The organism is Bradyrhizobium sp. WSM1417 (genome assembly GCF_000515415.1).
Lineage (GTDB): Bacteria > Pseudomonadota > Alphaproteobacteria > Rhizobiales > Xanthobacteraceae > Bradyrhizobium.
The window spans coordinates 8,015,845-8,040,860 of record NZ_KI911783.1 but is presented as its reverse complement, the minus strand read 5'-3'; the positions used below and the strand labels follow the sequence as shown (position 1 = coordinate 8,040,860).

Below are 25,016 nucleotides of genomic sequence, written 5' to 3'. Positions count from 1 at the left end.
TCTCCGCTCAGCCCGCCGGCTGATTGCCGGGCTGGCTTTTGGCCCCAGCATCGAGCCGGCGCTGCAGCCGCCAGCTCCGAAAGCTCCAGGCCCGCCAGACCATGTTCAGCCGCTGAGCTTCTACAAGCCGATCGCGGCGCCGCGCAAGGCAGTCGTCGCCCTTGCGATGGGCTATTACCTTGTCGAGCGCGGGCAGCGCCTGCGGTCCGAGCGTGAGGAGATAGTCGGTATCGATCATCATGCCCTTGCCCGACATTTCACTGCTGTGCGCCAGATTGTAGTCGGAAATGAACGCGTCGAAGTTCACCAGCGAGACAGTATAGAGCACGATCGTTAACGCCATCAGATTAGCGCCGACAAGCCACCGGTTGGTGTGGTCGAGCGCGATCCGGGCCACGATCAGGATCAGCCCGAGTGCCACCAGCCCCATCCAGATGAAAGCGGCGATGCGCCAATAGGTCAGCATGTACCTGTCGACGTAGAGGTCGAGGCGGAGGATGGAGGACGCGACCAGAAGCACATTCTGCCCGACCCAGAGATAGACCAGCAGCCGGATCACCTTTGATTTTTCGGCCGGTCCACCGGGGCGCATGGCCACCAGCACGAAGGCGGCGGCGAGTAGTGCGGTCGCGATCAGCGGATAGGCGCCGCGATGGGCATAGGCCGCATAGGTCAAATTGGTCGGCAGCGCGACATGCCCCCAGAGATAGATGCCATCGAGGATCGATTGCGCCGCGAACAGCAAGTTGAACAGGATCAGCGAGCGCAGGATGGTGGGGGAGCCTAGGAACTCAGCTGAGACTTGCGACTGCAGCGGCGGCGGCAGGGGGATATCGGCGATGGTCGTGGTGACAATCTTTCTGCGCCGCCAGCGCACATGGATGAACGGCCAGACCAGCGACAGCATCATGGTCCAGAACAGCACGCGCGGGAAGCTGACATAGTCGAGGATGCACTTTGGATTGAGCAGGAACACCCACTGCTCGATCAATGGATTGGCCGCGGCGAACAGTGCGATGAAGACCGTGCTCAGCGCTGCAGGCAGAAGCCAGAGTGCGATGCTCCGGGTGAGTGCCGACATGTTGAAGATTTGAAGTGCATCGGGGAAGACCCTGAAGGGATTGATCAGGACAAAGTTTCGCAGCGCGCGGGTGCGGTCGGCGAGCCCGGTCGTCTCCGGATTGGTCGCGAGCAGGAGGGCGACGACCAGCGCTGCCACGAGGATTAGAAACGAGAGCGTGTTGAGCTCTTCCGCGGCCGGAACGAGACCAAGCGCAATGATCGCGCCGCCAATCGCAGCACGCCGATGATCCAACGTCGCGTGGTTGGCGAGCAGCGAGGCGCAGGCGATCGCGATGGCCATGATCACCAGTGACAGCCCCAATCGCTGCCCGTAGAGCAGAAAGTCCGCGAGCGCGGTGAGCACCAATGCCAACGCGAGCTTTGCCGACAGCGCCGAAGGCCTGATCGGTTTGATTTCCGTCGTCGACGTCGTAGCCAGGCTCGTCATGTCCAGAAGACCTTTCGTGATGGGTGGCATCACGAAGTCTGAACGTCGTTTGTGCAGAAGGCGGGATTGTCGTCTGCACGAGTTCAGGAGTCTTTTGCAGATTATGTGCAGGCGCGGTTTTGGTCCTTACGCGGCGCAAGTCGCTTTGATAGGTGCGATGTGTTCATCACATTGGGCGTGACGCATCATGCAATCCCTCAACCGCATCGGCCTCATTCTGCTCTGGCTTGCCGCGCCTCTCGTCGCGTTCGCGGCCGCGAATAGGAACGACCCCTATCTGCTCGTGCTGCGCGGCGTTGGAAACATCGCACTTGTCGTCACAAGCATCGTGATCGTCATCGTGCTGCTGCGCTGCGGGCGCTGGCATAGCATCGCCGGCAAGCTGCTCGTCATGCTCTGGTGCGCTCCGCCGCTCCTGATGTCGGCGGCGTACCTGAAATTCGAACTGCGCAAGCACGATGTTCTTGCCGCCAGTGCGGCCGAGGCGCGTCAGCTCGGGTCTCACTTCATGGTCGGCTATTCCTCCTTCCCGGAGGTCGCGGGCCTCGCCGAGCAAGGCTTGATCGGCGGTGTCTACGTCACCCGGCACAACATCCGCGGCCGGACCGTCGAGGCGCTGCGAGCCGAGATCGCGACGCTCCAGGACAAGCGGCGCGCCGCCGGCCTGCCGCCGCTGGTCGTCGCCGCGGACCAGGAGGGCGGCATCGTCGGGCATCTTGCGCCGCCGCTGACGAAGCTGCCGGCGCTGGCGACGCTTGCCGGGCTTGCCCCCGATGACCAGCAGGCCAAAGCGGCAGAGTTCGGCCGCATCCACGGACGTGACCTCGCCGGGCTCGGTGTCAACCTCAATCTCGCACCGGTGCTCGATCTCAAGCCGCCGGGCCGGCGCAATCGCCTAGACTTCCACACTCTGATCGGTCAGCGCGCGATTGCTACCGATCCGACCGTCGTCGGCGCGATCGCGAGCGCCTATGTGCGCGGGCTGGAAGAATCCGGCGTCGGCGCCACGCTCAAACATTTTCCCGGCATCGGGCGCGTGCGCACCGACACGCATCATTTCAGCGCCAACCTCGACACGCCGGTGAAGGAGTTGGAGGCAGCCGACTGGCTCCCGTTCCGCGAGGTGCTGTCGCATTCGCGCAGCGCGCTCATGGTCGGCCATGTCACGCTCACGGCCGTCGATCCCGACCGAGCCGCCTCGCATTCGAAGCGCGTCGTCGAGGGGATCATTCGCGACAAATGGGGCTATCAGGGCGTCGTCATGACCGACGATCTCGTGATGGGCGCGATCTACCAGCACGACGTCTGCCGGGCCGTGGTCGAGGCCATCAACGCCGGCGTCGATCTGCTGCTGGTCGCCTATGACGGCGCGCAGTTCTACCGGGTTTTCGCTTGCGCCCTGGATGGATCGCGACACGGCAAGCTCGATACAGCGATGCTGCGCGCGAGCGAGGCGCGGCTCGCGCGAGGCTTCCCGTCCGAGCTGGCGCGAGCCGCCTCACGCACCGTCAGCGTCGCCCGCCAAAACTAGCCCTTCGCGAACTGACGGTAGTCAGGCTCGCGATGAAACCAGAACTCGTAACCAGTGATGGCCTTCTGCATGGCGACATCGTGGATCGGCTGGTTGAGCGGGACGACGGGAACATCGCGCACGCAGAGCGCGATGAAATCCTTAACGGCCTTGTCGTACTCGGCGGCATCCGTGGTGAACCGCGCCTTATCGATCAGCGCGTCCATTTCCTTGTTCTGGTACGAGGAGATGTTGAAGATTGAATTATTGCCGTGGAAATTCCAGTAGAAGTAATATTCGGGATAATCGAGCCAGCCGCTGAAACGATTCAGCGCGAGCGGCAGCTCCTTTTTGTTCAGCGTGGTGCGCCAGTTCGCGCCGGGGATCTTGTCGATCGCCGCCTTGATTCCGATCTTGGCCAGGCTTTCCTGGATCAGGATGGCCGTCGGCTCGCCGACCGTGGCCGTGCCCGTGTCGAGCGACAGCGTCGTCTCCAGACCGCTCTCGAATCCCGCCTCCTTCATCAACGCCTTGGCCCTGTCGAGATCGGTGGCGTACGGAAACGCCTGCGGCCAGACCGGCTTTGAGACCTCTGCTGCTCCGCCATACATGGGAACGGCACGCCCAAAGAAAGCGCTGTTCTGGATCTGCTCGTACGGCATCGCCCAGGCGACGGCTTGGCGCAGCTTCACATTGTCGAATGGCGGTTTTGCCGTGTTGAGCGCGACGGACCAGAGCGCATTCGGGATCGGCACGCCCGAGACCTTGACCTTGCCCTCCCTAATGATCTGCTCGAAGTCACGCGGCGCAAAGCCGCTGGAGATATCCGCATCACCCCGCTCCAGCATGGCGCGGCGGGTGCCGGCGGAGGGGACGTCGCGCGCGATCACGCGCTTGAGCTTCGGGAGAGGCCCGCTCTTCCAATCGTCGAAGCGCGCCAGCACGGTCTCGCTGCCCGGCTTCCAGCTCTCGATCCTGTAAGCGCCGCCGCCGGCCTCGTTGTTCCTGAGCCACGCCAGTGCCCACGGGTCTTCCGCCGTCGCGTTCTTTTTCGCGAGCTCCGAGTTGATGATGAAGGGCACGACCACCGCGACGTTGAACAGCAGCATCTTGTCCTTGCGCACATAGTCGATGCGGAAGGTGTGGTCATCGACCACGACGAACTGCTCGGGCGTTTCCAGCGATCCCGCCGACATCTGGAAGGTCGGAAAGCCGCCGACCTTCACCGCGCGGTCGAACGACCATTTGACGTCTTTCGCGGTGACCGGCGTGCCGTCGTGGAATTTCGCGTCCTTCCGCAATTTGAAAGTGCAGGACATGCCGCCGGCCGCAACCTCCCAGCTCTCGGCGAGTTCAGGCGCGAGCTTCTCGCGATCATAAGACAGCGTGCCGTCGGGGAGCGTCTTGGAGGCGTAGCTCAGCAGGCGGTCGTAGCAATTCCAGGACAGCCCGTTCACGGTCTGGTTGGAGCCGACGCCCTGCATGTCGAGTGAGTTCGGCCCGAGCTCCTGCACAACCAGCAGCGTCTCGCTGCGCCCCTGCGCTGAGGCAAAGCGCGGCGTAACGGCCGCTATTCCGGCGAGGCCAAGGCCGCCAAGCACGCTGCGGCGGTTTAGGTCGAAAGATGATGCGCTCATGGTGCCTCACTCTTGAGAGATTTGCACCATAAAGAGGCAAGGCGCATGCCATCGGCCGCGCTTCGCGGCGTCGCATGCTGCGCGGACCTCAATCCTATGGCGTCACCGCTCCGCGGCTCACGGCCCGCGGGGCAGTCAGCTCTTTCCAGGTGGAATTGGCGACATGCACCGGCGAGAACGCCGGGCGCTCGACATAATGGCCGTCGCCGGCCTCGGCGCGCAAATCGCCATCCTTCCAGACGATTCGGCCGCGCGACAGCGTCGCCGCCGCTCCGCCGGTGCAGGAAAAGCCCTCGAACACGTTGTAATCGATCCGGCTCATCTGTCGCTTCGCGCTGATGGTCCTGCTCGCCTTGGGATCCCAAATCACGACATCCGCGTCCGAGCCGACAGCGACCGCGCCTTTGCGCGGATAGATGTTGAGGATGCGGGCGATGTTCGCCGAGGTCACTGCGACGAATTCTTCCTTCGTCAGCCGTCCCGTGGCGACGCCCGCGGTCCACAGCAGCGCAAGGCGATCTTCGAGGCCGCCGGTGCCGTTCGGGATCTTCCTGAAATCGCCGAGCCCGAATCGCTTCTGCTCGGTGGTGAAGGCGCAGTGGTCGGTCGCGACCACCTGCAGCGAGCCGGCTTGCAGGCCGGCCCAAAGACTATCCTGATGCGACCTGTCGCGGAACGGAGGCGACATCACGCGCTGCGCGGAATGATCCCAATCCTTGTTCTGATATTCACCCGCGTCCAGCAGCAAGTGCTGGATCAGCGGCTCGCCATAGACGCGCTTGCCCGCCGCACGTGCGCGCGCGATCGCCTCATGCGCCTCGCGGCAGCTCGTGTGCACGATGTAGACCGGCGTCCCCGTCATGTCGGCGATCATGATGGCGCGGTTGGTGGCTTCGCCCTCGACCTCCGGCGGTCGTGAATAAGCGTGTCCCTCGGGCCCGGTGACACCGCGCGCGATCAGCGCCTCCTGCATCAGGGCGACGACGTCGCCGTTCTCCGCATGCACGACAGGCATGGCGCCGAGATGGGCGCAGCGGGCGAACGAGTTGTAGAGCTCGTCGTCGTTCACCATCAGCGCGCCCTTGTAGGCCATGAAGTGCTTGAAGGTGTTGATGCCGTAGGTTTTGACCACGGTCTCCATCTCGTCATGGATCTGCTTCGACCACGACGTTACCGCCATGTGGAAGCCGTAGTCGGAGGCCGCCTTCTCGGATTTGCGCCGCCACTCCTGATAGGCCGCGAGCATCGACTGGCCGGGATCGGGCAGACAGAAATCCACCACCATGGTGGTGCCGCCGGCCAGCGCCGCCTTGGTTCCCGATTCGAAATCGTCTGCGGTCACGGTGCCCATGAACGGCATTTCGAGATGGGTATGCGGATCGATGCCGCCCGGGATGACGTAGGCGCCGCCGGCATCGATGATCTCGCACCCCATCGGAGCATCGAGCGACTGCCCGACCGCGACGATGGTCTCGCCGTTGATGAGCACGTCCGCGCGGCGCGAATGATCATGATTGACGACGGTGCCGCCGCGGATGAGGAGTGGCATGAGAGGCTCCGGATAAAGAAGATGAACCTCGCGAAGGTAAGCGCGCTGCATGCGATGCGACAGGTGAAATTATAGTCAGTCGCCGCCGCCAGTTGAGCCGTGCTCTCTCGGCCTCTACGCCGCCCGCGCGATCAGTCCGTCAATCATCGCGCGCACCAGGCCCGCGATTTCCTTCCGGAGCGCCGGCAGCGGTACCGCGACCAGCTTCTGCTCCAGTCCTAGCGCCACCATGCCATGCACCGCCGAGAACAGGCTGCGCGCGGTGATGCCGAGCTCCTCCCGACTGCGTTGTGGAAACAGCGCGGCCAGCGGCTGGTAGACGTGGCGAAACAGCTGCAGCTGGTCGTCGATGGACCAGTCGGGGAGGGGCTTGTCGGCTGCCATGCGGTGCTCGAACAGCGCCCGCCATAGTTCGAGATTCTCCGCGGCGAAATCGCAATAGGCGAGGGCGATGCGGACCAGCCTCTCCTGCGGCGACGGCTCGCCCGCGCTTTCCGCCGTGCTCAGGGCCTGGTCGAGCCGAAGCAAAGTGCGCGAACCCACGCGCAGGATCAGCTCGTCCACGTCGGCGACGAGATTGTAGACCGCGCCGTTGGCGCAGCCGATCTCGCGGGCGAGATCGCGGGTTTTCAGGCCCGCCAATCCCCTCTCGGCGATCATTCGTTCCGCCGCCAGAATCAAATCGGATCGAAGTTTGTCTCGCCGGTCCAATGGTTTAGTCATCTGTAATCAAATATTTGAGCGGCGCTCATGTTTTCGTTGAACGATGTTCAAGTTTCTTGCTACAAACCGTCTGTGAGCAACGCTCATAACAGGGAGCCGACAATGTTCAAGACCGTAGTGACGCTTTTCCGCGGCAGCGTGGCTGCCGCGGGCGAAGAACTGGAAGACTGCACGGCACTTCTGATCCTCGATCAACAGATGCGCGATGCGGCCGCCGCCCTCGAGCGGGGCAAACGGACCCTGGCGCTGGCGATCGCGCAGGACCAGCAGGAAGGCCGCAAGCTCGAGGCGACCGTCGCCCGCATCGCCGATCTCGAGACCCGCGCGGTTGCGGCGCTCGATGGCGGCCGCGAGGATCTCGCCAACGATGCCGCCGAAGCCATCGCAGGCCTGGAGGCCGACCGCGATGCGGCGCTGACGGCACGCGCGCTGTTCGCAACCGAGATTGCGCGGCTGAAGCGGCACGTCGCAAGCGCGCAGGCCCGCATCACCGAGCTCGACCGCGGCCGCCGCGTCGCCCGTGCCTCGGAAGCGGTGCGCTCGCTTCGCCGCAGCGGCATCGAGGCGGCACGCCCCTACGAATCCACGCTGCCGGAGGCGGAGAGCACTTTGAGGCGTCTTCGTGAGCGGCAGATGGAGGCCCAGGCCGCAGATGACGCGCTGGTCGAGCTCGATGCTGCCACCGGCCCGCGCGCCACTGCCGAAAAACTCGCCGAGCAGGGTTTTGGCCCCCGGCTCAAGACGACCGCGGACGACGTGCTGGCGCGGTTGAAGTCCAAGCGCACGCAGACTGTCTGATCCCAATCCCCATCATCATTCGAACCAACAGGAGACCATCATGAACCAGAACGGCCAGCCCCACAGCGGCGCCTGGGTGGCCTTCACTTACGTGTCCTTCGCAGCCTCCGCCTTTCTCGTCGCCATCGGCATCTTCTTCCTGCCGATCGATTTCTGGATGAAGGGCTATCTCACCATGGGGGTGGTGATGCTGATCCAGACTTGCGTCACCCTGACCAAGACCATCCGCGACAATCACGAAAGCAGCCGGATGGTGAACCGCATCGAGGATGCCAAGGCGGAACGTCTGCTGATGGAAGTCTCCAAGGCGGCTTGAGAGGCATAGGCAATACGCAAGAAAGCAGCGGAGCATGCGCCCCGCTGCTTCGCCGGAGTACATTCTGCCAAACTTCATATCGCGCTTGCGAAATGCAACCGAGCCATGACGGATCGCGCAGGCGCGCGCTCTTGCGCAATCGCACGGGCAGGGGCAGTCTTCACAGGCGGCGCACAAGAACGCCGCCAATAAGATGTGCTTACAAGATCTCGGTGAGGAACCTGATGGCAGCGACGCGGATCGACTGCGACATCCACCCGGCGGTTGGTGGCACGCGCACGACGCTGCTGCCCTATCTCAGCGATCACTGGAAAGAGCAGGTGGTGAGCCGCGCCATCGATGGACTCGATCTCACCTCCTATCCACCGAGCATGCCGCTGGCGGGCCGTACCGACTGGCGTCCGGCGAACGGCGCAAAGCCCGGTTCCGATCTTGCGATGGTACAGAAGGGCGCATTCGAGCAGTTGGGTGCGAGCCACGCGATTCTCAACGTGCTCTACGGCGCGCAGGCCGTGTTCGATCCCTACATGGCGGCCGACTTCTGCAAGGCGATCAACGACTGGATCGCCACTGAGTGGCTGTCGCGCGATCCGCGCTTGCGTGCCTCGATCGTGGTGCCGATGCAGGACCCGGATCTGGCGATCGAGGAGATCGAGCGCCGCGCCGGTGATCACCGCTTCGTCTCGATCCTCGTCCTGGCGCAAGGCGAGACGCTGCTGGGTCGGCGGCATTTCTGGCCGGTCTATCGGCTCGCCGAGAAATACAAGCTACCGCTCGCGATCCACGCCGGCACGCAATATCGGCAGGCGCCGAGCTCGGCCGGCTGGCCGTCGCACCGCTACGAATATTACTTCGTCGAGGCGCAGGCGTTTCAGGCGCAGATCTTGAGCCTGATCTATGAGGGCGTATTCGGGAAGTTTCCGAACCTCAAGGTCGTGCTGATGGAATCCGGCGTGAGCTGGCTGCCGGCCTTCATGTGGCGCGCCAACAAGACCTGGCGCGGGGTGCGCGTCGAGGTGCCTTGGGTCGAGCGCGAGCCGGTTGCGATCATCCGCGATAATTTTCGCGTCACCATGCAGCCGTTCGATGCGCCGTCGGATGCGAAAAGCGTCGAGGAGATCATCGACCAGATCGGCTCGGAAAAGATGTTCCTGTTCGCGTCCGACTATCCGCATTGGCAGTTCGACGGCGACGATCCGGTCCCGCCGAACCTGCCGAGCAGCATCATCTCGAAGATGTGCGTCGACAACCCGCTGGAGACGTTTCCGCGGCTGTCGCTCGCCAACTGAATTTGGAGGTTCGCATGAGTGAAGTCATCGACCGCCCGCTGCGGGAAGACGACAAGCCCGCCGCTACGCGGCTGCGCATCGTTGATTGCGATGTGCATCCGAGTCTACGCTCGACCGACGATCTCAGCGAGTTCCTACCAAAGCGCTGGCAGCAGCATCTGAAGGAATATGGCAGCCATTTGCGCACGCCGTATCTTTTCACCACGCCCTATCCACGCTCCTCGCCGTTGATCGCGCGGCGCGATGCCTGGCCGCCGACGGGCGGGCCGCCCGGCTCGGATCTCGCCTTCATGCAGAAGCAGCATCTCGATCCGCTCGACGTCGAGTTCGGGATTTTGCAGGTGCTCGATCTCTTCATCTTCTCGCAGCAGAACCTCGAATTCGGCGCCGCGATCCAGCGTGCCATCAACGACTGGCAGCTGGCGTTCTGGTCGCATCGCGACCCGCGCCTGAAGGCTTCGATCCTGGTCGGTCAGGATGGCGTCGATCTCGCCATTGCCGAGATCGAACGCTGCGCGAAAATCGGCGAGTACGTCCAGATCAACGTCTCGCCGCGCGCCAACGAGCCGCTCGGCCGTCGCCGCTACTGGCCGATCTACGAGCGTGCCCAAGAACTAGGTCTGCCGCTCGGCATCCATGTTGGCGGCTATGGCGGGCATGCGCCGACCGGTGGCGGCTGGCCGTCCTATTATGTCGAGGAGCACCAGTCCAACGCACACACGATTGCGGCGCAGCTTGCCAGTCTCGTGATCGAAGGCGTGCCGGAGCGCTTTCCAAAATTGAAGTTCGTCTTCATCGAGGGCGGCTTCGGTTGGATCCCGTCCGCGGTGTGGCGAATGGACCAGCATTTCGAGCGCTTCCGCAGCGAGGTGCCGCATCTCAAGCGCAAACCGTCGGAATATGTCCGCGAGCATTTCTGGTTCACGACGCAACCGATCGACGAACCTGACGAAGCCCGGCACCTGCGCTCGCTGATCGAATGGGTCGGCATTGATCGTCTCTTGTTCTCGTCGGACTATCCCCACTGGGATTTCGACGATCCGCGCTTCGCCTTCAAGACGCCGCTGACGGACGCCGAGCGAAAGAAGATCTTCAGCACCAATGCCCGCGCGGTCTACAAGTTCTGAGGAGGTCTGCACGGTATGGCCCGTCACATCGTCGCGTCCACCTCGGAGATCCCACGCGGTGGCAACAAGGTCGTCGATGTCGCCGGCCGCGACATTGTCGTGTTCCACGTCAATGGCGAGTTCTTCGCTTTGCTGAACCGCTGTCCGCACGAAGGCGCGCCGCTGGAGAAGGCGGCCTGTGTCGCGCGACTGACCTCGCCCGAGCCCGGCATCTATCAGCGCTCGCGCGTCGGCGAGATGCTGCGCTGTCCCTGGCATGGCTGGGAGTTCGACATGCGCAACGGCCAATCCTGGTTCGACCCGAAGCGCGTCAAGATTAGGTCATATCCGGTCGCGGTGGAGCGAGGCGAGGAACTCCAGAAGGGTCCGTATGTCGCCGAGACGTTTCCGGTGCATGTCGAGGACAGCTACGTGATTGTCGAGGTCTGAGTAGCCGTTTCGGATTGTGATTTCGCCGCAGGTGGGATAAGCCTCGCCCGCATTTATGGCGGAGACGAGCTTTGTCGAAACAATCCCTGCGTGAGGAGGCCGAGCGCCTGATCCGCGAATCGATGGAAAAGAAAACCGTCGTCGTCAAGCAGGGTGATACCCGCATCGAGGCCGTCTGCGGTAAATGCGGCGCCCCGAACCGTGTGCAGGCGCCAAAGGGCCAGACCCGCATCAAGTTCGCCTGCAAGAATTGTGGGCATCAGCAAGAGACGCTGTAGAGCGCCCCCTATGTAAACCCTCATCCTGAGGAGCCCGCTGAAAGCGGGCGTCTCGAAGGATCGAGTCCCCAGCCGGGCCTGCATGGTTCGAGACGCGCGTTCCGCGCTCCTCACCATGAGGATCAAACAGCCTAATCCCCCTTCACGAACTTCGCGAATGCATCCGCATGGTCCGGATGCCAGCGTGACAGCGGCGGGCGGTTCTCCACGATGTCGCCGGCGGCCCACAGCATGCGCTTTTCGTCGAGCGCGCGCGGGACGTCATTGTCGGGGCACAGGATGTAGAAATCGCCGGCCTCCAGCCGCGCCAGCATGAAATCCACGGTCTGCTCGGCTGTCCAGGCGCCCGCAGGTTTCTCCGTCCGGGCCTTCGCGGTAAGGTTCGTGAAGACGAAGCCGGGAATCAGCAGATGCGCGGTGATGCGGCAACCCGCAGTGTTGCGCAGCTCGTGCTGGAGCGCTTCCGTAAAAGCCTTCACGCCGGCCTTGGAGACGTTGTAAGCGGGATCGCCGGGCGGGGTGGTGATGCCCTGCTTCGAGCCGGTGTTGATGATGAGGCCCGCCCTGCCGCGCGCGATCATGTTGGGCGCGAAAATGCGCGAGCCGTTGATGATGCCCCACATGTTGACGCCGATGATGCGCTGCCAGTTGTCGGGATCGCCGAACAGTGTGCTGCCGGGCTGGATGCCCGCATTGTTCATGAGAATGTCGGTGCCGCCGAAGCGCTCGCGCACGGCGCGCTCCAGTTCGGTCACGCTCTCGGCCTTGCTGACGTCGATCGCGAAGGTCATCACATGTGTGGCGGCCGTGAGGGATGAGAGCCTTGTTGCGGCGTCCGCCAGCCGCGCCTGATCCACATCGGCGATACACACCTTCATGCCGTCGCGCGCGAACGCCAAAGCCGCAGCGAATCCGATCCCGGACGCGCCGCCGGTGATCACGGCAACATTGTCTTTGACGATCGCGGGGTGCGGCATGGATCGGTCTCCGGGGGAGGGGCTCGGTCGTGCTATATCATGGCACTCGCGCGACCCTGCACAAGTCGGCATGGGAGGTCTTCGTTCCGTGCCGACTTTACGCCTCTCCTTTACGCCTGTCCGGCATCGCAGTATTCTATCGACCAACGATCCCGCCCAGATCGAGCCAATCAATCATTGACAGGGAGTTCAGCCATGGCTGTGTCGCAGGCTATTCCGATCACGCGCCATCCATTCGCCAACGGGTCCTACAAGCAGATGCTGATCGACGGGAAGTGGGTCGATGCTGCCTCAGGCAAGCGCTTCGAGACCCACAACCCGGCGACCGGCGAACTGCTCGCAACCGTGGCCGAGGGCGACAAGGAAGACATCGACCGTGCGGTCGCTGCCGCCCGCCGCGCCTTCGAAGGGCCGTGGAGCAAGGTCAAGCCGTTCGAGCGGCAGAACCTGCTCCTGAAGCTTGCCGACCTCGTCGAGAAGAATTTCGACGAATTGTCGCAGCTCGACACGCTCGACATGGGCGCGCCGCTCAGCCGCACCCGCGCCTATCGCCTGCGCGCCGTCGGCATGTTGCGCTACTATGCCGGCCAGACCACCGCGATCCACGGCGAGACCATCGAGAACTCGCTGCCCGGCGAAATATTTTCCTACACGCTGAAGGAGCCGATCGGCGTCGTCGGCGCCATCATTCCCTGGAATGGTCCGCTGACTGCGACAATCTGGAAGATCGGTCCGGCGATCGCGACCGGCTGCACCGTCGTGCTCAAGCCCGCCGAGGAGGCGCCGCTGACCTCGCTGCGCATCGCCGAGCTCGCGATGGAAGCGGGCGTGCCGCCCGGCGTCATCAACGTCGTGCCCGGCTATGGCGAGACCGCGGGCGCGGCGCTTGCCTCGCACCACGACGTCGACAAGGTTGCCTTCACCGGCTCGCATGTCACCGGCCAGTCGATCATCCGCGCCTCGGCCGGCAACCTCAAGCGTGTTTCGCTCGAGCTCGGCGGCAAGTCGCCGGATATCGTGTTCGCGGATGCCGATCTCGATGCGGCCGTGCCGGGCGCCGCGATGGCGGTGTTTGCCAATTCGGGGCAAATCTGCAGCGCCGGCACCCGGCTGTTCGTCGAGCAGTCGATCTACGAGGAATTCGTCGGCCGCGTCGCCGAGTTCGGCAAGAAACTGCAGGTCGGCAACGGCCTCGATCCCAACACCCAGATCGGACCGCTGGTGTCCGAGCAGCAGCTCGAGCGCGTCACCAGCTATCTCGACATCGGCCAGAAGGAAGGCGCCAAGGCGCTCGCCGGCGGTGGCCGCGTCACCGAAGGCGCGCTTGCAAAAGGCTTCTTCGTCTCGCCGACGGTGTTCGCGGGTGTCCAGGACAATATGCGCATCGCGCAGGAGGAGATTTTTGGTCCGGTCATCTCCGCGATCGCGTTCAAGGATATGGACGAGTTGGTCAAGCGCGCCAACGCCACCACGTTCGGTCTCGGCTCGGGCCTGTGGACGCGGGACGTCAGCAAGGCGCATGCGGTCGCGAAGAGCCTGCGTGCCGGTTCGGTGTGGGTGAACTGCTACCAGGCGATGGATCCGGCCGTGCCCTTTGGCGGCTACAAGATGAGCGGCTACGGCCGCGAATCCGGCAAGCAGCACGTCGAGGAATATCTCAACGTGAAGGCCGTCTGGATCAAGACGGCGTAAGGCCTGTTCTCTCCAGCGTTCCGCGGGGAGGGAATATCAGGTTTTGCGGGGCGGCGCCTTTCCTGGTGGCCGCCCCTCGCTATATGATGCGCATCCTTCCTAAGCCATTCTGGGGCCACCATGAAATTCGAGGCGTTGTTTCAACCGTTGCAGCTCGGTCCGTACAAGCTCGCGCACCGCGTCGCGATGGCGCCGTTGACGCGCATGCGGGCCGAGCGCGAGAGCTTTTCGCCGCGGCCGCTCAATGCCGAATATTACGGTCAGCGCGCCACGTCAGGCGGCCTGATCATCGCCGAGGCCTCGCCTGTGCTCTCGCACGGCCGCGGTAATCCGGCGACGCCCGGCATCTATTCGGAGACGCAGATCGCGGGCTGGCGCAAGGTTGTCGACGCCGTGCACGCCAAGGGCGGCATCATCTTTCTCCAGCTCTGGCATGTCGGCCGCGTCTCGCATTCCTCCTTCCACGGCGGGGAGTTGCCGGTCTCGGCCTCGGCGATCCCGATCAGGGCCGAAGGCATGAAGGCAATGACCGCCGACGGCAGGATCTCCGACTATGAGACGCCGCGCGCGCTGGAGACGGACGAGGTCAAGGGCATTGTCGAGGCGTTCAGGCAGGGTGCGAAGAACGCGCTGGCCGCCGGCTTCGACGGCGTCGAGATCCACGGCGCCAACGGCTATCTGCTCGAGCAATTCCTGCAATCACGCAGCAACCAGCGCACCGATCAATATGGCGGCTCGATCGAGAACCGCGCGCGGCTTCTGCTCGAAGTGACCCAGGCCGCGATCGACGTCTGGGGCGCGGGCCGTGTCGGCGTGCGGCTGTCGCCCCACGGCATCGCCAATGATTCCGACGAGCCCGATCCGATGCCGCTCTACACGCATGTGGTCAAGGCGCTCGACGAACTCGGTCTTGCCTATCTGCATTTTATCGAACCGCGCTCCAGCGGTTCGGGCCGCGCCGAAGTCAACTGGCAGAACGTGCCGTCGGCGATGCTGCTATTCCGCCCGCTCTACAGCGGCGTGCTGATGACGGCAGGCGGGTTTACGGGCGAGACGGCGAACGCCGCGATCGCAGAGGGACACGCCGACCTCATCGCCTTCGGCCGCATCTTCATCTCCAACCCCGATCTGCCGCGCCGCCTGCAGCACGACTACCCTCTCACGCCGTATAACCGTGCGACGTTCTACGGCGGCGAGGAGAAGGGCTATACGGACTATCCGGTGTATGACGAGCTGACGCCGGCGTAAGCTTTCACCTCCGTCGGGCTCGCGACTTCGTCGCGCCCCGGAATGACCAGCTTGATTTGTCGCGTGATCGCACCACAAACTCCGTCATTGCGAGCGCAGCGAAGCAATCCAGACTGCCTCGCCGGAAAGACTCTGGATTGCTTCGCTGCGCTCGCAATGACGACGGGGAGGGAAGCACCATGGCCAAAGCCGCAGCCGCCGCAGGAGTTGCCACCGGCCAATGCCTCTGCGGCAAGGTCACCTTCGAGATCGACGTCCCCGCACGCTGGGCCTGGCACGATCACTCCGCCGCCAGCCGTCGCGCCCACGGCGCTGCCTATGCGACCTATGTCGGAAGCTGGAAGAAGCGGTTTCGCATCACCGCAGGCAAGACGGCGCTGACGCGCTACGAGGACAAGGCAACGAAGACCTCGCGCAGCTTCTGCGCGCATTGCGGCACGCCGATCGCATATGAGCGCCCGCGCGGGCCGCACATGGTCAACATTCCCCGTGCGCTGTTTAGGGACCGCACCGGCCGCCAGCCGCTCTATCACATCGCGATCGAGGAGCTGCAGGAATGGACCTATACCGGCGAGCCGCTGGTGCCGTTGAAAGGTTTTCCCGGTGTGGTCTGGCAGCGCTCGAAAAAGAAGAAGCGGGCAGGCGGCGAGGATCCGTTCGAGCTGGGGCGCGAGGAGATGTAGCGCTCTCCCCCGCAACGCAGCCATGACCGCGCTTCCTTGCGCGCCTCCCGCGATTTCGGCCATCATGCGCCCTGCCTTGCGGCAACGTCCGCCTCTGGAGGAAACATGAAGAACAAGATCACCGGCCGCTCCGCCTTTCTCGCGCTGCTCAAGGACGAGGGCATCACGCATCTGTTCGGCAATCCCGGCACCACCGAACTGCCGATCATGCATGCGCTGAAGGACCACCCTGATCTCACCTATGTGATGGCGATGCAGGAGAGCCTGGTGGTGGCGATCGCGGATGGCTACAGCCGCGCCTCCGGAAAGCTCGTCGCCTGCAACGTCCATGTCGCGCCCGGCCTCGGCAACGCGATGGGCTCGCTCTACAACGCCCAGTTCACCGGCACGCCGATGATCCTGACCGCGGGCCAGCAGGAGCAGGGCCACGGCCTGATGGAGCCGGTGCTCTACGGCCCGCTGGTGCGCATGGCGGAGCCGCTGGTGAAATGGGCGGTCGAGGTGACGCGGCTCGAGGATCTGCCGCGCATCGTGCGCCGCGCCGCAAAAGTCGCGACCACGCCGCCGACCGGGCCGGTATTCATTTCGTTGCCCGGTGACATCCTCAACAGCGAGGCCGGGATCGATCTCGGCCGCTCCACCCGCATCGACGCTCGCACAAGGCCATCGGATGAGGCACTCAAGGCGTTCGCCGCGCGGCTGCTCAAGGCCGAGCGTCCCGTGATCGTCACCATGGACGAGGTGGTGAAGAGTGACGCGCTCAAGGAAGCCGCCGAACTCGCCGAGCTTTTGGGCGCGGCTGCGTACCAATCCTCGACGCCCTATGGCTCGCACTTCCTCTCCGAGAGCCCGAGCTTCGTCGGCACGTTGGCTCGTGTCCAGAAAGTCGCGCGCGACACGCTTGCGCCGTACGACCTCTTGATCGCGCTCGGCGGCGATCCCCTGCGGATGTCGGTCTACAGCGAGGTCGACGCGCTGCCGGAAGGGCTTGGCATCGTGCAGATCGGTCTCGGCGATTGGGAGATCGCCAAGAACTACGGTGCCGAGATCGCGCTGAAGGCGGATTTGAAGGAAACGCTGCGTGCGCTGATCCCGGTGTTGAAGGAGATGGGCGGCGCTGCCCTGGCGCAACGTGCGAGGCAACGTCTCGCCGAGCTCGCGCCGAAGAACTGGACCGCAAGGCGTACCGCGCTGGTCGAGCAGATCGGCAAGGCCGCGGACCGCAGCCCCATCGATCCGGACTGGCTGGTGCTGCAAATGGTCGAGGCCATGCCCGCCAATGCCATTCTCGTCGACGAAGGCCTCACCTCGAGCCGCCAGATCACGGCGCTGCGTGCGCACCGCGACCGCTTTGGCTATCACGGCCTTGCCTCGGGCGGCATCGGCTGGGGCCTGCCGGCTTCCGTAGGCGCCAGCATCGCCAATCCCGATCGCCCCGTGGTCTGCTTCTCCGGCGACGGCAGCGCGATGTATTCGATGCAGTCGCTGTGGACAGCCGCGCATCACAAGCTGCCGCTCAATGTGGTCATTGCCAACAATGGCGGCTACCGCATCATCAAGCAGCGTCTGCTCGCCTTCCACGGCGACGACAATTACGTCGGCATGGATTTTGTCGATCCGCCGGTCGATTTCGCGGGCGTGGCGAAGGCGCTGGGATGCGAGGCGATCAAGGTCAGCGATCCCCGCGAGCTGAAGGCGGCGCTGGCGTCGGCGTTTGGCCGGCCGGGGACGAAGCTGATCGAGGTGATGGTGGACGGGAAGGTGTAGCCCTGCTGTCGTCCTGGCGAAGGCCAGGACCCAGACCGCGTGATCTGTCGACTGCGGGTGGTGCCGGTCCAGAACGACCAGTCTTCGCTAAACTGCTCCCTGGGGTTATGGGTCCCGGCCTTCGCCGGGACGACACCGAGGGGGTGGTCGCAATTTACCCCGTCTTCCCCACCCTGAACCTCGCCGCCGGATGCGGCGCACCCAGCCGCGCCCGCCCGTCACCAAACAGCTTCTCCCGCAGCGTGCCCCGCGCGTACTCGGCCTTGTACCGCCCACGCCGCGTCAGCTCCGGCACCAGCATGTCGGCGATGTCCTCGAAATCGCCGGGTGAAATCGCGAAGGCGACATTGAGGCCGTCGACATCGGTCGCCTCGAACCACGCCTCGATCTTGTCAGCGACCATCTCCGGCGTGCCGACCACGACGGGACCGGCGCCGCCGACGCCGACATGCTCGATGACGTCGCGCACGGTCCAGACGCGATCGGGATCGGCGCGGGTGACGTTATCGAGTGCGCTGCGGCCGGCATCGTTCTGAACATGGCGCACCTGCTGATCGAGCTCGTAGCCGGAGAAGTCGATTCCGGTCCATCCCGACATCAGCGCGAGCGCGCCTTCGGGGCTGATGTGGCGGCGATAGTCGGCGTATTTTTCGTTCGCCTCGGCCTCCGTCCGCCCGAGGATGATCGTCATCATCGAGAACATCAGGATTTCCGCCGGATTGCGCCCGAAAGCGGCGGCCTCCTGACGGATCGCCGACACCCGCGGCGCGATCACCTTGGCCGACGGCCCCGACATGAACACGCATTCGGCGTGCTGTGCCGCGAACTTCCGTCCGCGCGGCGAGGTGCCGGCCTGGTACAGCACCGGCGTGCGCTGCGGCGACGGCTCGCTGAGATGGATGGTGTTGTTGATGCGCCAGTTCGCGCCCTCGTGGTTGACGCGATGAACTTTTGAGGGATCGGTGAAAATGCCGCGCGTGCGGTCGCGCAGCACGGCGTCGTCCTCCCAGCTTCCTTCCCAGAGCTTGTAGACGACCTCCATATATTCGTCCGCGATCTCGTAGCGGTCGTCGTGCCCGATCTGCTTGTCCTTGCCGGCGCCGCGCGCGGCGCTGTCGAGATAGCCGGTGACGACGTTCCAGCCGATACGTCCCTCGGTGAGATGATCGAGCGTCGACATGCGCCGCGCGAACGGATAGGGCGGCTCGAAGGAGAGATTGCTGGTGACGCCGAAGCCGAGATTCTGCGTCACCGCCGCCATTGCCGACAGCAGCAGCAGCGGATCGTTCGAGGGCGACTGGGCTGCATTGCGCAAGGCTGCGTCAGGACTGTTGCCGTAGACGTCATAGACGCCGAGCACGTCAGCCAGGAACAGCCCGTCGAAACGGCCGCGCTCCAGTGTTCTGGCAAGGTCGATCCAGTAGGGCAGGCGATTATATTCGGCAGTGCGGTCGCGCGGATGGGTCCACAAGCCCGGTGATTGGTGTGCGACGCAATTCATCGCAAATGCATTGAGCCTGATCTGCTTGGCCATGATGGTCCCCCGGCGCCCTGTACCGGGCGCTCTTCGAATGATAGAGCTGCGCCCGAACTTGGCGAAGTTCTTGCATATAGCGCGACGTTGGCAAGGCCAAAATCAGCGGCGCTGCCGCGCTTGGCAAGCCAATCTCAAGAGAGCAAGAACGAAATCCCAAGACTATCGAAGTCCCCGCCACTTTCGGAGGCCCGCCCGTATCGGGTATGCTCCTTCGTCTCGCAACCTAAAAAAGAAAATAATGACCAGAGCCGATGCCATCGCCCGCGCCCGTGACGATTTCAAATCCGGCGCATTCCTCGCTGAACTCGACCGTCGCGTCGCCTACCGGACCGAGAGCCAGAATCCGAACCGGAGCGTCGAGCTGCGCGCCTATCTGGAACGGGAGATGGTGCCCGCTTTCGCCGCGCTCGATTTCCAAAGCCGGATGATCGAATCTCCCAGCGGCAAGGCGCCGTTCCTGTTCGCAGAACACCACGAGAGCGAGACGGCGCCGACCGTGCTGATCTACGGCCATGGCGACGTCGTCGACGGCATGGAAGGCGAGTGGCGCGACGGCCGCGATCCCTGGCGCACCACGGTTTCGGGCACGCGTCTTTACGGTCGCGGCACGGCCGACAACAAGGGCCAGCACAGCATCAACATGGCCGCACTCCGCGCGGTGCGCGAGGCCCGCGGCGGCAAGCTCGGCTTCAACGCCAAGTTCATCGTCGAGATGGGCGAGGAGATCGGTTCGCCGGATCTCGGCAAGGTCTGCGATCTCAATCGCGATGCGCTCAAGGCCGATCTGTTCATGGCCTCCGACGGGCCGCGCCTGTCCGCCGACCGTCCCACCCTGTTCCTCGGCTGCCGTGGCGGCATCCGCATTCATCTCGATGTGAACCTTCGCGACGGCGGCCATCACTCCGGCAATTGGGGCGGCGTGCTCGCCAACCCCGCGACCATTCTGGTCAACGCGATCTCGACGCTGGTCGACGGCCACGGCCGCCTTCAGCTGGAGGCGCTGAAGCCGCCGCGCCTCACCAACCAGATCCGCAGTTATCTTGCGGACGTGCAGGTGGTGCCGACCGAGGACGAGCCGGCGTTGGCCGAGGACTGGGGCGAGGAGGGTCTTTCGGCGGCCGAGCGGCTCTATGCCTGGAACACGCTCGAAGTGCTGGCGATGTCGTCGGGCAATATCGAGAAGCCGGCCAACGCCATTCCCGGCCACGCCAATGCCGTGCTGCAACTGCGTTTCGTGGTCGGCACCAGGATCGATGGGCTGATCGAGGCGATCCGCGCGCGTCTGGCGCAGAAGGGCTTTCCGATGGTCGAGGTGCGGGCGGCGCAGAGCTTTGCCGCCTCGCGCACGGATTTCGACAGCCCCTGGATCACATGGGCGGCGGATTCGGTGCGCCAGACCACCGGCAAAGTGCCGGCGGTGCTGCCCAATTTCGGCGGCTCGTTGCCCAACGACGTGTTCTCCGAGATCCTGGACCTGCCGACGATCTGGGTGCCGCACTCCTATCCCGGCTGCTCCCAGCATGCGCCCAATGAGCACATCCTGCTGCCATTGACCGAAGAGGCCTTGACGGTGATGGCCGGCCTGTTCTGGGATCTCGGGGAATTGCCAGGACCGCTAACCCGCTAACGCGCCGGCCCGCCTGAGCCGTTAACCGGAGCCGCGATCCAGCCAAAAGTCACATTCTATTCCAACCCAATTTGTGCTTGCATCCCGCCGGCATCATCCTGAAAGGGGACCCAAAAGTGAAACATTTCCGTAGCATCGGCCTCGCGCTCGCCGCGACCTTCGCTGTCAGCCAGGCCGGGGCCGAGGAGCTGACCGGCACGCTCAAGAACATCAAGGACACCGGCGCCATTACGCTCGGTTTCCGCGACTCCTCGATCCCGTTCTCTTATCTCGACGACAACCAGAAGCCCATCGGCTACGCGATGGACATCTGCTACAAGATCGTCGACGCCGTGAAGAAGGAGCTCAAGCTCGACAAGCTCGAGGTCAAGCTCAATCCGGTGACCTCGGCGACCCGGATCCCGCTGATGGCGAACGGCACCATCGACCTCGAATGCGGCTCGACCACCAACAATGCCGAGCGCCAGAAGCAGGTTGCCTTCACCAACACCCATTATTTGACCGCCAGCCGCTACGTCTTCAAGAAGTCGAGCGGCCTCAAGGCGATTGACGACCTCAAGGGAAGATCGGTGGTCTCCACCGCCGGCACCACCAACATCAAGCAGCTCACCGAGGCCAACGTTGCAAAAAGCCTCGGCGCCAACATCATCCCGGCCAAGGATCATGCCGAGGCCTTCCTGATGGTCGAGACCGACCGTGCGGTCGCCTTCGTGATGGATGATATCCTGCTCGCGAGCCTCGTTGCCGGCTCGAAGTCGCCCGATGACTACGTCATCTCCAAGGACGCGTTCTCCAAGCCTGAGCCCTACGGCATCATGCTGCGCAAGGACGACGCGGCCTTCAAGAAGGTTGTCGACGCGGCGACCGCTGCGCTCTACACCTCCGGCGAGGGCCAGAAGATCTACGACAAGTGGTTCACGCAGAAGATCCCGCCGAAGGGCCTGAATCTCAACACGCCGATCTCGGCCGAGCTGAAGAACGAGTTTGCCAAGCCGACGGACTCGCCGAACCCGGACGATTACAAGTAAGCTATAACCGCGATCTTTCGATCGGGATCGTGTCCGGCCATCTTGACTCCAAGGTGGCCGGACATTTGCATAGGCGCCGGGACATCGATGGCTGGCGCGTTCGCGCGGGGGACACGTGAACTATAACTGGAACTGGGGAATCTTTTTCCAGCCGAACCCGATGGGGACCGGCACCTATCTCGACATGCTGTTGTCGGGCCTGGTGCTGACCCTCAAGACGGGTGCGCTCGCCTGGATCATCGCGCTGATCATGGGTTCGATCGTCGGCGTGATGCGCACGCTGCCATCGAAGGGAGCGTACTGGTTCGGCTTTGCCTATGTCGAATTCTTCCGCAACATGCCGCTGCTAGTGCAGCTCTTCCTGTGGTTCTTCGTGCTGCCGGAACTGCTGCCGAAATCTGCCGGCCTCTGGCTGAAGCAGCTGCCCAATGCGCCGTTCTGGACAGCGGCGATCGGCATCGGCTTCTTCATGTCGGCGCGCGTCGCCGTGCAGTTGCAGGCCGGCATCGGATCGCTCCCGCGCGGGCAGAAGATGGCGGCGACCGCGCTCGGCCTGACCACCTTGCAGGCTTATCGCTACATCCTGTTGCCGATGGCGTTCCGCATCATCCTGCCGCCGCTGACGTCCGAGTTCCTCAACACCATCAAGAACACGGCTGTGGCCATCACCATCGGTTTGCTTGAGCTGACCGGACAGGCGCGCTCGATGCAGGAATTCTCGTTCCAGGTGTTCGAGGCCTTCACCGCCGCGACCCTTCTCTATCTCCTCGTCAACGCCGTCGTCGTGACCGCAATGCGCTTCCTCGAGCGCTACGTCGCGATCCCCGGCTACATCACGGGGAAATAACGCCATGTTCAGCAATTTCGATTTCGAGGTCATCCGTCGCGCACTGCCCTATCTGTTTTACGAGGGCATGACGTTCACGCTGATGCTCACGGGACTTGCGGCGCTCGGCGGGCTGATCTTCGGCACGGCAATCGCGCTGATGCGGCTGTCAGGCTTCAAGATCCTGGGGCGCATCGCCGGGGTCTATGTCGACTTCATGCGCTCGCTGCCGCTGGTGCTGGTGATCTTCTGGTTCTACTTCCTGGTGCCCTATATCGGGCAGTGGGTGACCGGTGCGTCGCGCCCGATCAGCGTCGGCGCGTTCGCGTCCTCGCTCATCACCTTCATCATGTTCGAGGCCGCGTACTTCTCCGAGATCATGCGTGCCGGCATCCAGTCGATCTCGCGCGGCCAGCCGGCCGCCGCCAACGCGCTTGGCCTGACTTACGCCCAGACCATGCGCTACGTGGTGCTGCCGCAGGCCTTCCGTAACATGCTGCCGGTGCTGATCACGCAAACCATCGTGCTGTTCCAGGACACCTCGCTGGTCTACGTGCTGTCGATCACCGATTTCCTCGGTGCGGCGAGCAAGGTCGCGCAGCGCGACGGTCGTCTGGTCGAAATGTATCTGTTCGCAGCAATCGTCTACTTCACCATTTCCTGTGTCGCGTCCTTCGGCGTTCGCCGCCTGCAGGCGCGCATCGCCATCATTCGATAGAGTTTGTCATGATCGAGATCAGCCACGTCGACAAATGGTACAGCCCGAGCTTCCAGGTGCTGACCGACTGCACCACTAGCGTCACCAAGGGCGAGGTGGTCGTGGTCTGCGGTCCGTCGGGATCAGGCAAGTCGACGTTGATCAAATGCGTCAACGCGCTGGAGCCGTTCCAGAAAGGCGACATCAGCGTCGATGGCACCAAGGTCAACGATCCCAAGACCAATCTGCCCAAGCTGCGCTCGCGGGTTGGCATGGTGTTTCAGCACTTCGAGCTGTTTCCGCATCTGAAGATCATCGATAATCTCTGTCTCGCACAGCAGAAGGTGCTCGACCGGTCGCGCGACAAGGCGATGGCAAAAGGCATGCAGCTGCTGGAGCGCGTCGGCCTGAAGGAGCAGGCGCAAAAGTATCCCGCGAACCTGTCCGGTGGCCAGCAGCAGCGGGTGGCGATCGCTCGCGCGCTCGCGATGGATCCCATTGTCATGCTGTTCGACGAGCCGACCTCGGCGCTCGACCCCGAAATGGTGAGCGAGGTGCTCGACGTCATGGTGGACCTTGCCCATGAGGGCATGACCATGATGGTCGTCACCCACGAGATGGGCTTTGCCCGCAAGGTTGCCAACCGCGTGATCTTCATGGATCGCGGCGAGATCGTCGAGGACGCCCCGAAGGACGATTTCTTCGGCAAGCCCCGCAGCGACCGCGCGCAGAAGTTCTTGTCGAAGATCCTGTCGCATTAATTTCTCGCGTTATTCCGGATGCGCCGAAGGCGGGTTTCAGGGCGCAGCCAAATCCCGTATAACCGCACCAAATCTCTCTTCCCGCCAGGAGACCTGCCTTGGATCCGATCGCCTATGTCAACGGCTCATTCGTCCCGCTCTCGGACGCCAAAATTTCGGTGCTCGATCGCGGCTTCCTGTTTGCCGACGGCATCTACGAGGTCTCGGCCGTGCTCGACGGCAAGCTGGTCGACAATGCCTCGCATCTGACGCGGCTGGAGCGCTCGGTCGGCGAGATCCAGCTGAAGCTGCCCGAGACGGTCGAGCGCATCACCGAGCTCCAGAAGGAGCTGATCGCGCGCAACAAGGTCCAGAACGGCCTAGTCTATCTCCAGGTCACCCGCGGTGCCGACAAGGGCCGCGACTTCGCTTTCCCGAAGAGCGACGTCAAGTCGAGCCTGGTGATGTTCACGTCGGAGAGGGACATCATCAACGCCGCCTCGGCCAAGACCGGCATCAACGTGATCACCGTGCCCGACATCCGCTGGGAGCGGCGCGACATCAAGAGCGTGGCACTGCTCGCCCAAGTGCTGGCAAAGCAGGCCGCGGCCGAAGCTGGTGCGGGCGAGGCCTGGATGCTGGAAGACGGCTACGTCACCGAAGGCGGTTCGTCCTCGGCGTTCATCCTGACCCAGGACGACGTCATCGTGACCCGCAAGAACTCCAACGCGATCCTGCCGGGCTGCACCCGCAAGGCGGTGGTGGCGCTGGCGGAAGAGCGTCAGCTCCGTCTCGAGGAGCGTTCCTTCACGGTCGCCGAAGCGCTCGCCGCCAAGGAAGCCTTTGCCACCTCGGCGTCGCTGTTCGTCCAGCCGGTGGTTGCGATCGACGGCAAGAAGGTCGGCAATGGCAAGCCCGGCCCGATGGCCATGCGGCTGCGCGAGATCTACGTGGAGTTCGCGAAGGCGACGGCGGTTTAGGCCACACGCTCGGTGTCATCGCCCGGCTTGACCGGGCGATCCAGTACT

23 protein-coding genes are annotated in these 25,016 nt (G+C 63.8%); 17 read left to right on the top strand and 6 right to left on the bottom strand.

Annotated features, from left to right (window positions below; translation table 11 throughout):
- Positions 1–7: 7 nt before the first annotated feature.
- Positions 8–1,510, bottom strand: a complete 1,503-nt coding sequence (locus BRA1417_RS0139380; protein WP_035969819.1) for a DUF4173 domain-containing protein — start codon at positions 1,508–1,510, stop codon at positions 8–10.
- Between the two features lie 187 nt (positions 1,511–1,697).
- Here BRA1417_RS0139380 and BRA1417_RS0139375 point away from each other — a divergent pair, with 187 nt between their 5' ends.
- Entirely contained in the window at positions 1,698–3,041 is a 1,344-nt protein-coding gene (locus BRA1417_RS0139375) for a glycoside hydrolase family 3 N-terminal domain-containing protein (RefSeq protein ID WP_027520499.1), read from the top strand.
- Here BRA1417_RS0139375 and BRA1417_RS0139370 read toward each other — a convergent pair.
- The 3 genes from BRA1417_RS0139370 to BRA1417_RS0139360 form a co-directional block, all read right to left on the bottom strand.
- Positions 3,038–4,657, bottom strand: coding sequence for an ABC transporter substrate-binding protein (locus BRA1417_RS0139370; RefSeq protein WP_027520498.1), 1,620 nt, complete (start codon positions 4,655–4,657; stop codon positions 3,038–3,040). The genes BRA1417_RS0139375 and BRA1417_RS0139370 overlap by 4 nt on opposite strands.
- 94 nt (positions 4,658–4,751) lie before the next feature.
- Complete coding sequence (gene hydA / locus BRA1417_RS0139365; RefSeq protein WP_027520497.1) at positions 4,752–6,206, bottom strand: dihydropyrimidinase; 1,455 nt, start codon at positions 6,204–6,206, stop codon at positions 4,752–4,754.
- A gap of 114 nt (positions 6,207–6,320) precedes the next feature.
- Positions 6,321–6,929, bottom strand: coding sequence for a TetR/AcrR family transcriptional regulator (locus BRA1417_RS0139360; RefSeq protein WP_027520496.1), 609 nt, complete (start codon positions 6,927–6,929; stop codon positions 6,321–6,323).
- 102 nt (positions 6,930–7,031) lie between these two features.
- Between BRA1417_RS0139360 and BRA1417_RS0139355 the strand changes: the two genes are divergently transcribed.
- The 6 genes from BRA1417_RS0139355 (at position 7,032) to BRA1417_RS0139330 (ending at position 11,166) form a co-directional block, all read left to right on the top strand.
- On the top strand, positions 7,032–7,727 hold the full coding sequence (locus tag BRA1417_RS0139355) for a PspA/IM30 family protein (protein ID WP_027520495.1): 696 nt from the start codon (positions 7,032–7,034) through the stop codon (positions 7,725–7,727).
- 40 nt (positions 7,728–7,767) lie between these two features.
- On the top strand, positions 7,768–8,043 hold the full coding sequence (locus BRA1417_RS0139350; RefSeq protein ID WP_027520494.1) for a YiaA/YiaB family inner membrane protein: 276 nt from the start codon (positions 7,768–7,770) through the stop codon (positions 8,041–8,043).
- A gap of 224 nt (positions 8,044–8,267) precedes the next feature.
- Positions 8,268–9,332 carry an amidohydrolase family protein gene (locus BRA1417_RS0139345; protein ID WP_027520493.1) on the top strand — a complete coding sequence of 355 codons (1,065 nt, stop codon included), beginning with the start codon at positions 8,268–8,270 and terminating at the stop codon, positions 9,330–9,332.
- A 14-nt stretch (positions 9,333–9,346) separates the two neighbouring features.
- Positions 9,347–10,459, top strand: coding sequence for an amidohydrolase family protein (locus BRA1417_RS0139340; RefSeq protein ID WP_027520492.1), 1,113 nt, complete (start codon positions 9,347–9,349; stop codon positions 10,457–10,459).
- Positions 10,460–10,474: 15 nt separating this feature from the next.
- Positions 10,475–10,888 carry a Rieske (2Fe-2S) protein gene (locus tag BRA1417_RS0139335; protein WP_027520491.1) on the top strand — a complete coding sequence of 138 codons (414 nt, stop codon included), beginning with the start codon at positions 10,475–10,477 and terminating at the stop codon, positions 10,886–10,888.
- 71 nt (positions 10,889–10,959) lie between these two features.
- Positions 10,960–11,166: a hypothetical protein gene (locus BRA1417_RS0139330; protein ID WP_007615092.1), complete on the top strand. Its 207-nt coding sequence runs from the start codon at positions 10,960–10,962 to the stop codon at positions 11,164–11,166.
- Positions 11,167–11,297: 131 nt separating this feature from the next.
- On the opposite strand, the gene BRA1417_RS0139325 is transcribed toward BRA1417_RS0139330, so the two are convergent.
- Positions 11,298–12,143, bottom strand: coding sequence for an SDR family oxidoreductase (locus BRA1417_RS0139325; protein WP_027520490.1), 846 nt, complete (start codon positions 12,141–12,143; stop codon positions 11,298–11,300).
- A 195-nt stretch (positions 12,144–12,338) separates the two neighbouring features.
- Between BRA1417_RS0139325 and BRA1417_RS0139320 the strand changes: the two genes are divergently transcribed.
- The 4 genes from BRA1417_RS0139320 to BRA1417_RS0139305 all read left to right on the top strand — a co-directional run bounded on the left by BRA1417_RS0139320 (position 12,339) and on the right by BRA1417_RS0139305 (position 17,533).
- Positions 12,339–13,835, top strand: a complete 1,497-nt coding sequence (locus tag BRA1417_RS0139320) for an aldehyde dehydrogenase family protein (RefSeq protein WP_027520489.1) — start codon at positions 12,339–12,341, stop codon at positions 13,833–13,835.
- 120 nt (positions 13,836–13,955) lie between these two features.
- Positions 13,956–15,083, top strand: coding sequence for an alkene reductase (locus tag BRA1417_RS0139315; RefSeq protein WP_027520488.1), 1,128 nt, complete (start codon positions 13,956–13,958; stop codon positions 15,081–15,083).
- Positions 15,084–15,262: 179 nt separating this feature from the next.
- The gene (locus BRA1417_RS0139310; RefSeq protein WP_027520487.1) at positions 15,263–15,766 is read left to right on the top strand and encodes a GFA family protein; all 504 of its coding nucleotides are present in this window, start codon (positions 15,263–15,265) and stop codon (positions 15,764–15,766) included.
- 105 nt (positions 15,767–15,871) lie between these two features.
- Positions 15,872–17,533, top strand: coding sequence for a thiamine pyrophosphate-binding protein (locus BRA1417_RS0139305; protein ID WP_027520486.1), 1,662 nt, complete (start codon positions 15,872–15,874; stop codon positions 17,531–17,533).
- Between the two features lie 154 nt (positions 17,534–17,687).
- Here BRA1417_RS0139305 and BRA1417_RS0139300 read toward each other — a convergent pair whose 3' ends face one another.
- Positions 17,688–19,067, bottom strand: coding sequence for an LLM class flavin-dependent oxidoreductase (locus tag BRA1417_RS0139300; RefSeq protein ID WP_027520485.1), 1,380 nt, complete (start codon positions 19,065–19,067; stop codon positions 17,688–17,690).
- A gap of 241 nt (positions 19,068–19,308) precedes the next feature.
- Between BRA1417_RS0139300 and BRA1417_RS0139295 the strand changes: the two genes are divergently transcribed.
- The 6 genes from BRA1417_RS0139295 (at position 19,309) to BRA1417_RS0139270 (ending at position 24,968) form a co-directional block, all read left to right on the top strand.
- A complete protein-coding gene (locus BRA1417_RS0139295) occupies positions 19,309–20,697 on the top strand; it encodes a M20 family metallopeptidase (RefSeq protein WP_027520484.1) in 1,389 nt (462 codons plus the stop codon).
- Between the two features lie 116 nt (positions 20,698–20,813).
- On the top strand, positions 20,814–21,725 hold the full coding sequence (locus tag BRA1417_RS0139290; protein ID WP_027520483.1) for an amino acid ABC transporter substrate-binding protein: 912 nt from the start codon (positions 20,814–20,816) through the stop codon (positions 21,723–21,725).
- Positions 21,726–21,840: 115 nt separating this feature from the next.
- Positions 21,841–22,572 carry an amino acid ABC transporter permease gene (locus BRA1417_RS0139285; protein WP_027520482.1) on the top strand — a complete coding sequence of 244 codons (732 nt, stop codon included), beginning with the start codon at positions 21,841–21,843 and terminating at the stop codon, positions 22,570–22,572.
- A 4-nt stretch (positions 22,573–22,576) separates the two neighbouring features.
- Positions 22,577–23,269, top strand: a complete 693-nt coding sequence (locus BRA1417_RS0139280; protein WP_007597029.1) for an amino acid ABC transporter permease — start codon at positions 22,577–22,579, stop codon at positions 23,267–23,269.
- A gap of 8 nt (positions 23,270–23,277) precedes the next feature.
- Entirely contained in the window at positions 23,278–24,009 is a 732-nt protein-coding gene (locus BRA1417_RS0139275) for an amino acid ABC transporter ATP-binding protein (RefSeq protein WP_007597027.1), read from the top strand.
- Positions 24,010–24,107: 98 nt separating this feature from the next.
- Entirely contained in the window at positions 24,108–24,968 is an 861-nt protein-coding gene (locus tag BRA1417_RS0139270) for a D-amino-acid transaminase (protein ID WP_027520481.1), read from the top strand.
- The last annotated feature ends 48 nt before the right edge of the window (positions 24,969–25,016 follow it).

What these genes read in the sequence shown, in the direction of transcription:
- BRA1417_RS0139380 (WP_035969819.1), bottom strand. Translation starts at nt 1,510, where the DNA reads ATGACGAGCCTGGCTACGACGTCGACGACGGAAATCAAACCGATCAGG.
- BRA1417_RS0139375 (WP_027520499.1), top strand. Translation starts at nt 1,698, where the DNA reads ATGCAATCCCTCAACCGCATCGGCCTCATTCTGCTCTGGCTTGCCGCG.
- BRA1417_RS0139370 (WP_027520498.1), bottom strand. Translation starts at nt 4,657, where the DNA reads ATGAGCGCATCATCTTTCGACCTAAACCGCCGCAGCGTGCTTGGCGGC.
- hydA (WP_027520497.1), bottom strand. Translation starts at nt 6,206, where the DNA reads ATGCCACTCCTCATCCGCGGCGGCACCGTCGTCAATCATGATCATTCG.
- BRA1417_RS0139360 (WP_027520496.1), bottom strand. Translation starts at nt 6,929, where the DNA reads ATGACTAAACCATTGGACCGGCGAGACAAACTTCGATCCGATTTGATT.
- BRA1417_RS0139355 (WP_027520495.1), top strand. Translation starts at nt 7,032, where the DNA reads ATGTTCAAGACCGTAGTGACGCTTTTCCGCGGCAGCGTGGCTGCCGCG.
- BRA1417_RS0139350 (WP_027520494.1), top strand. Translation starts at nt 7,768, where the DNA reads ATGAACCAGAACGGCCAGCCCCACAGCGGCGCCTGGGTGGCCTTCACT.
- BRA1417_RS0139345 (WP_027520493.1), top strand. Translation starts at nt 8,268, where the DNA reads ATGGCAGCGACGCGGATCGACTGCGACATCCACCCGGCGGTTGGTGGC.
- BRA1417_RS0139340 (WP_027520492.1), top strand. Translation starts at nt 9,347, where the DNA reads ATGAGTGAAGTCATCGACCGCCCGCTGCGGGAAGACGACAAGCCCGCC.
- BRA1417_RS0139335 (WP_027520491.1), top strand. Translation starts at nt 10,475, where the DNA reads ATGGCCCGTCACATCGTCGCGTCCACCTCGGAGATCCCACGCGGTGGC.
- BRA1417_RS0139325 (WP_027520490.1), bottom strand. Translation starts at nt 12,143, where the DNA reads ATGCCGCACCCCGCGATCGTCAAAGACAATGTTGCCGTGATCACCGGC.
- BRA1417_RS0139320 (WP_027520489.1), top strand. Translation starts at nt 12,339, where the DNA reads ATGGCTGTGTCGCAGGCTATTCCGATCACGCGCCATCCATTCGCCAAC.
- BRA1417_RS0139315 (WP_027520488.1), top strand. Translation starts at nt 13,956, where the DNA reads ATGAAATTCGAGGCGTTGTTTCAACCGTTGCAGCTCGGTCCGTACAAG.
- BRA1417_RS0139310 (WP_027520487.1), top strand. Translation starts at nt 15,263, where the DNA reads ATGGCCAAAGCCGCAGCCGCCGCAGGAGTTGCCACCGGCCAATGCCTC.
- BRA1417_RS0139305 (WP_027520486.1), top strand. Translation starts at nt 15,872, where the DNA reads ATGAAGAACAAGATCACCGGCCGCTCCGCCTTTCTCGCGCTGCTCAAG.
- BRA1417_RS0139300 (WP_027520485.1), bottom strand. Translation starts at nt 19,067, where the DNA reads ATGGCCAAGCAGATCAGGCTCAATGCATTTGCGATGAATTGCGTCGCA.
- BRA1417_RS0139295 (WP_027520484.1), top strand. Translation starts at nt 19,309, where the DNA reads ATGACCAGAGCCGATGCCATCGCCCGCGCCCGTGACGATTTCAAATCC.
- BRA1417_RS0139280 (WP_007597029.1), top strand. Translation starts at nt 22,577, where the DNA reads ATGTTCAGCAATTTCGATTTCGAGGTCATCCGTCGCGCACTGCCCTAT.
- BRA1417_RS0139275 (WP_007597027.1), top strand. Translation starts at nt 23,278, where the DNA reads ATGATCGAGATCAGCCACGTCGACAAATGGTACAGCCCGAGCTTCCAG.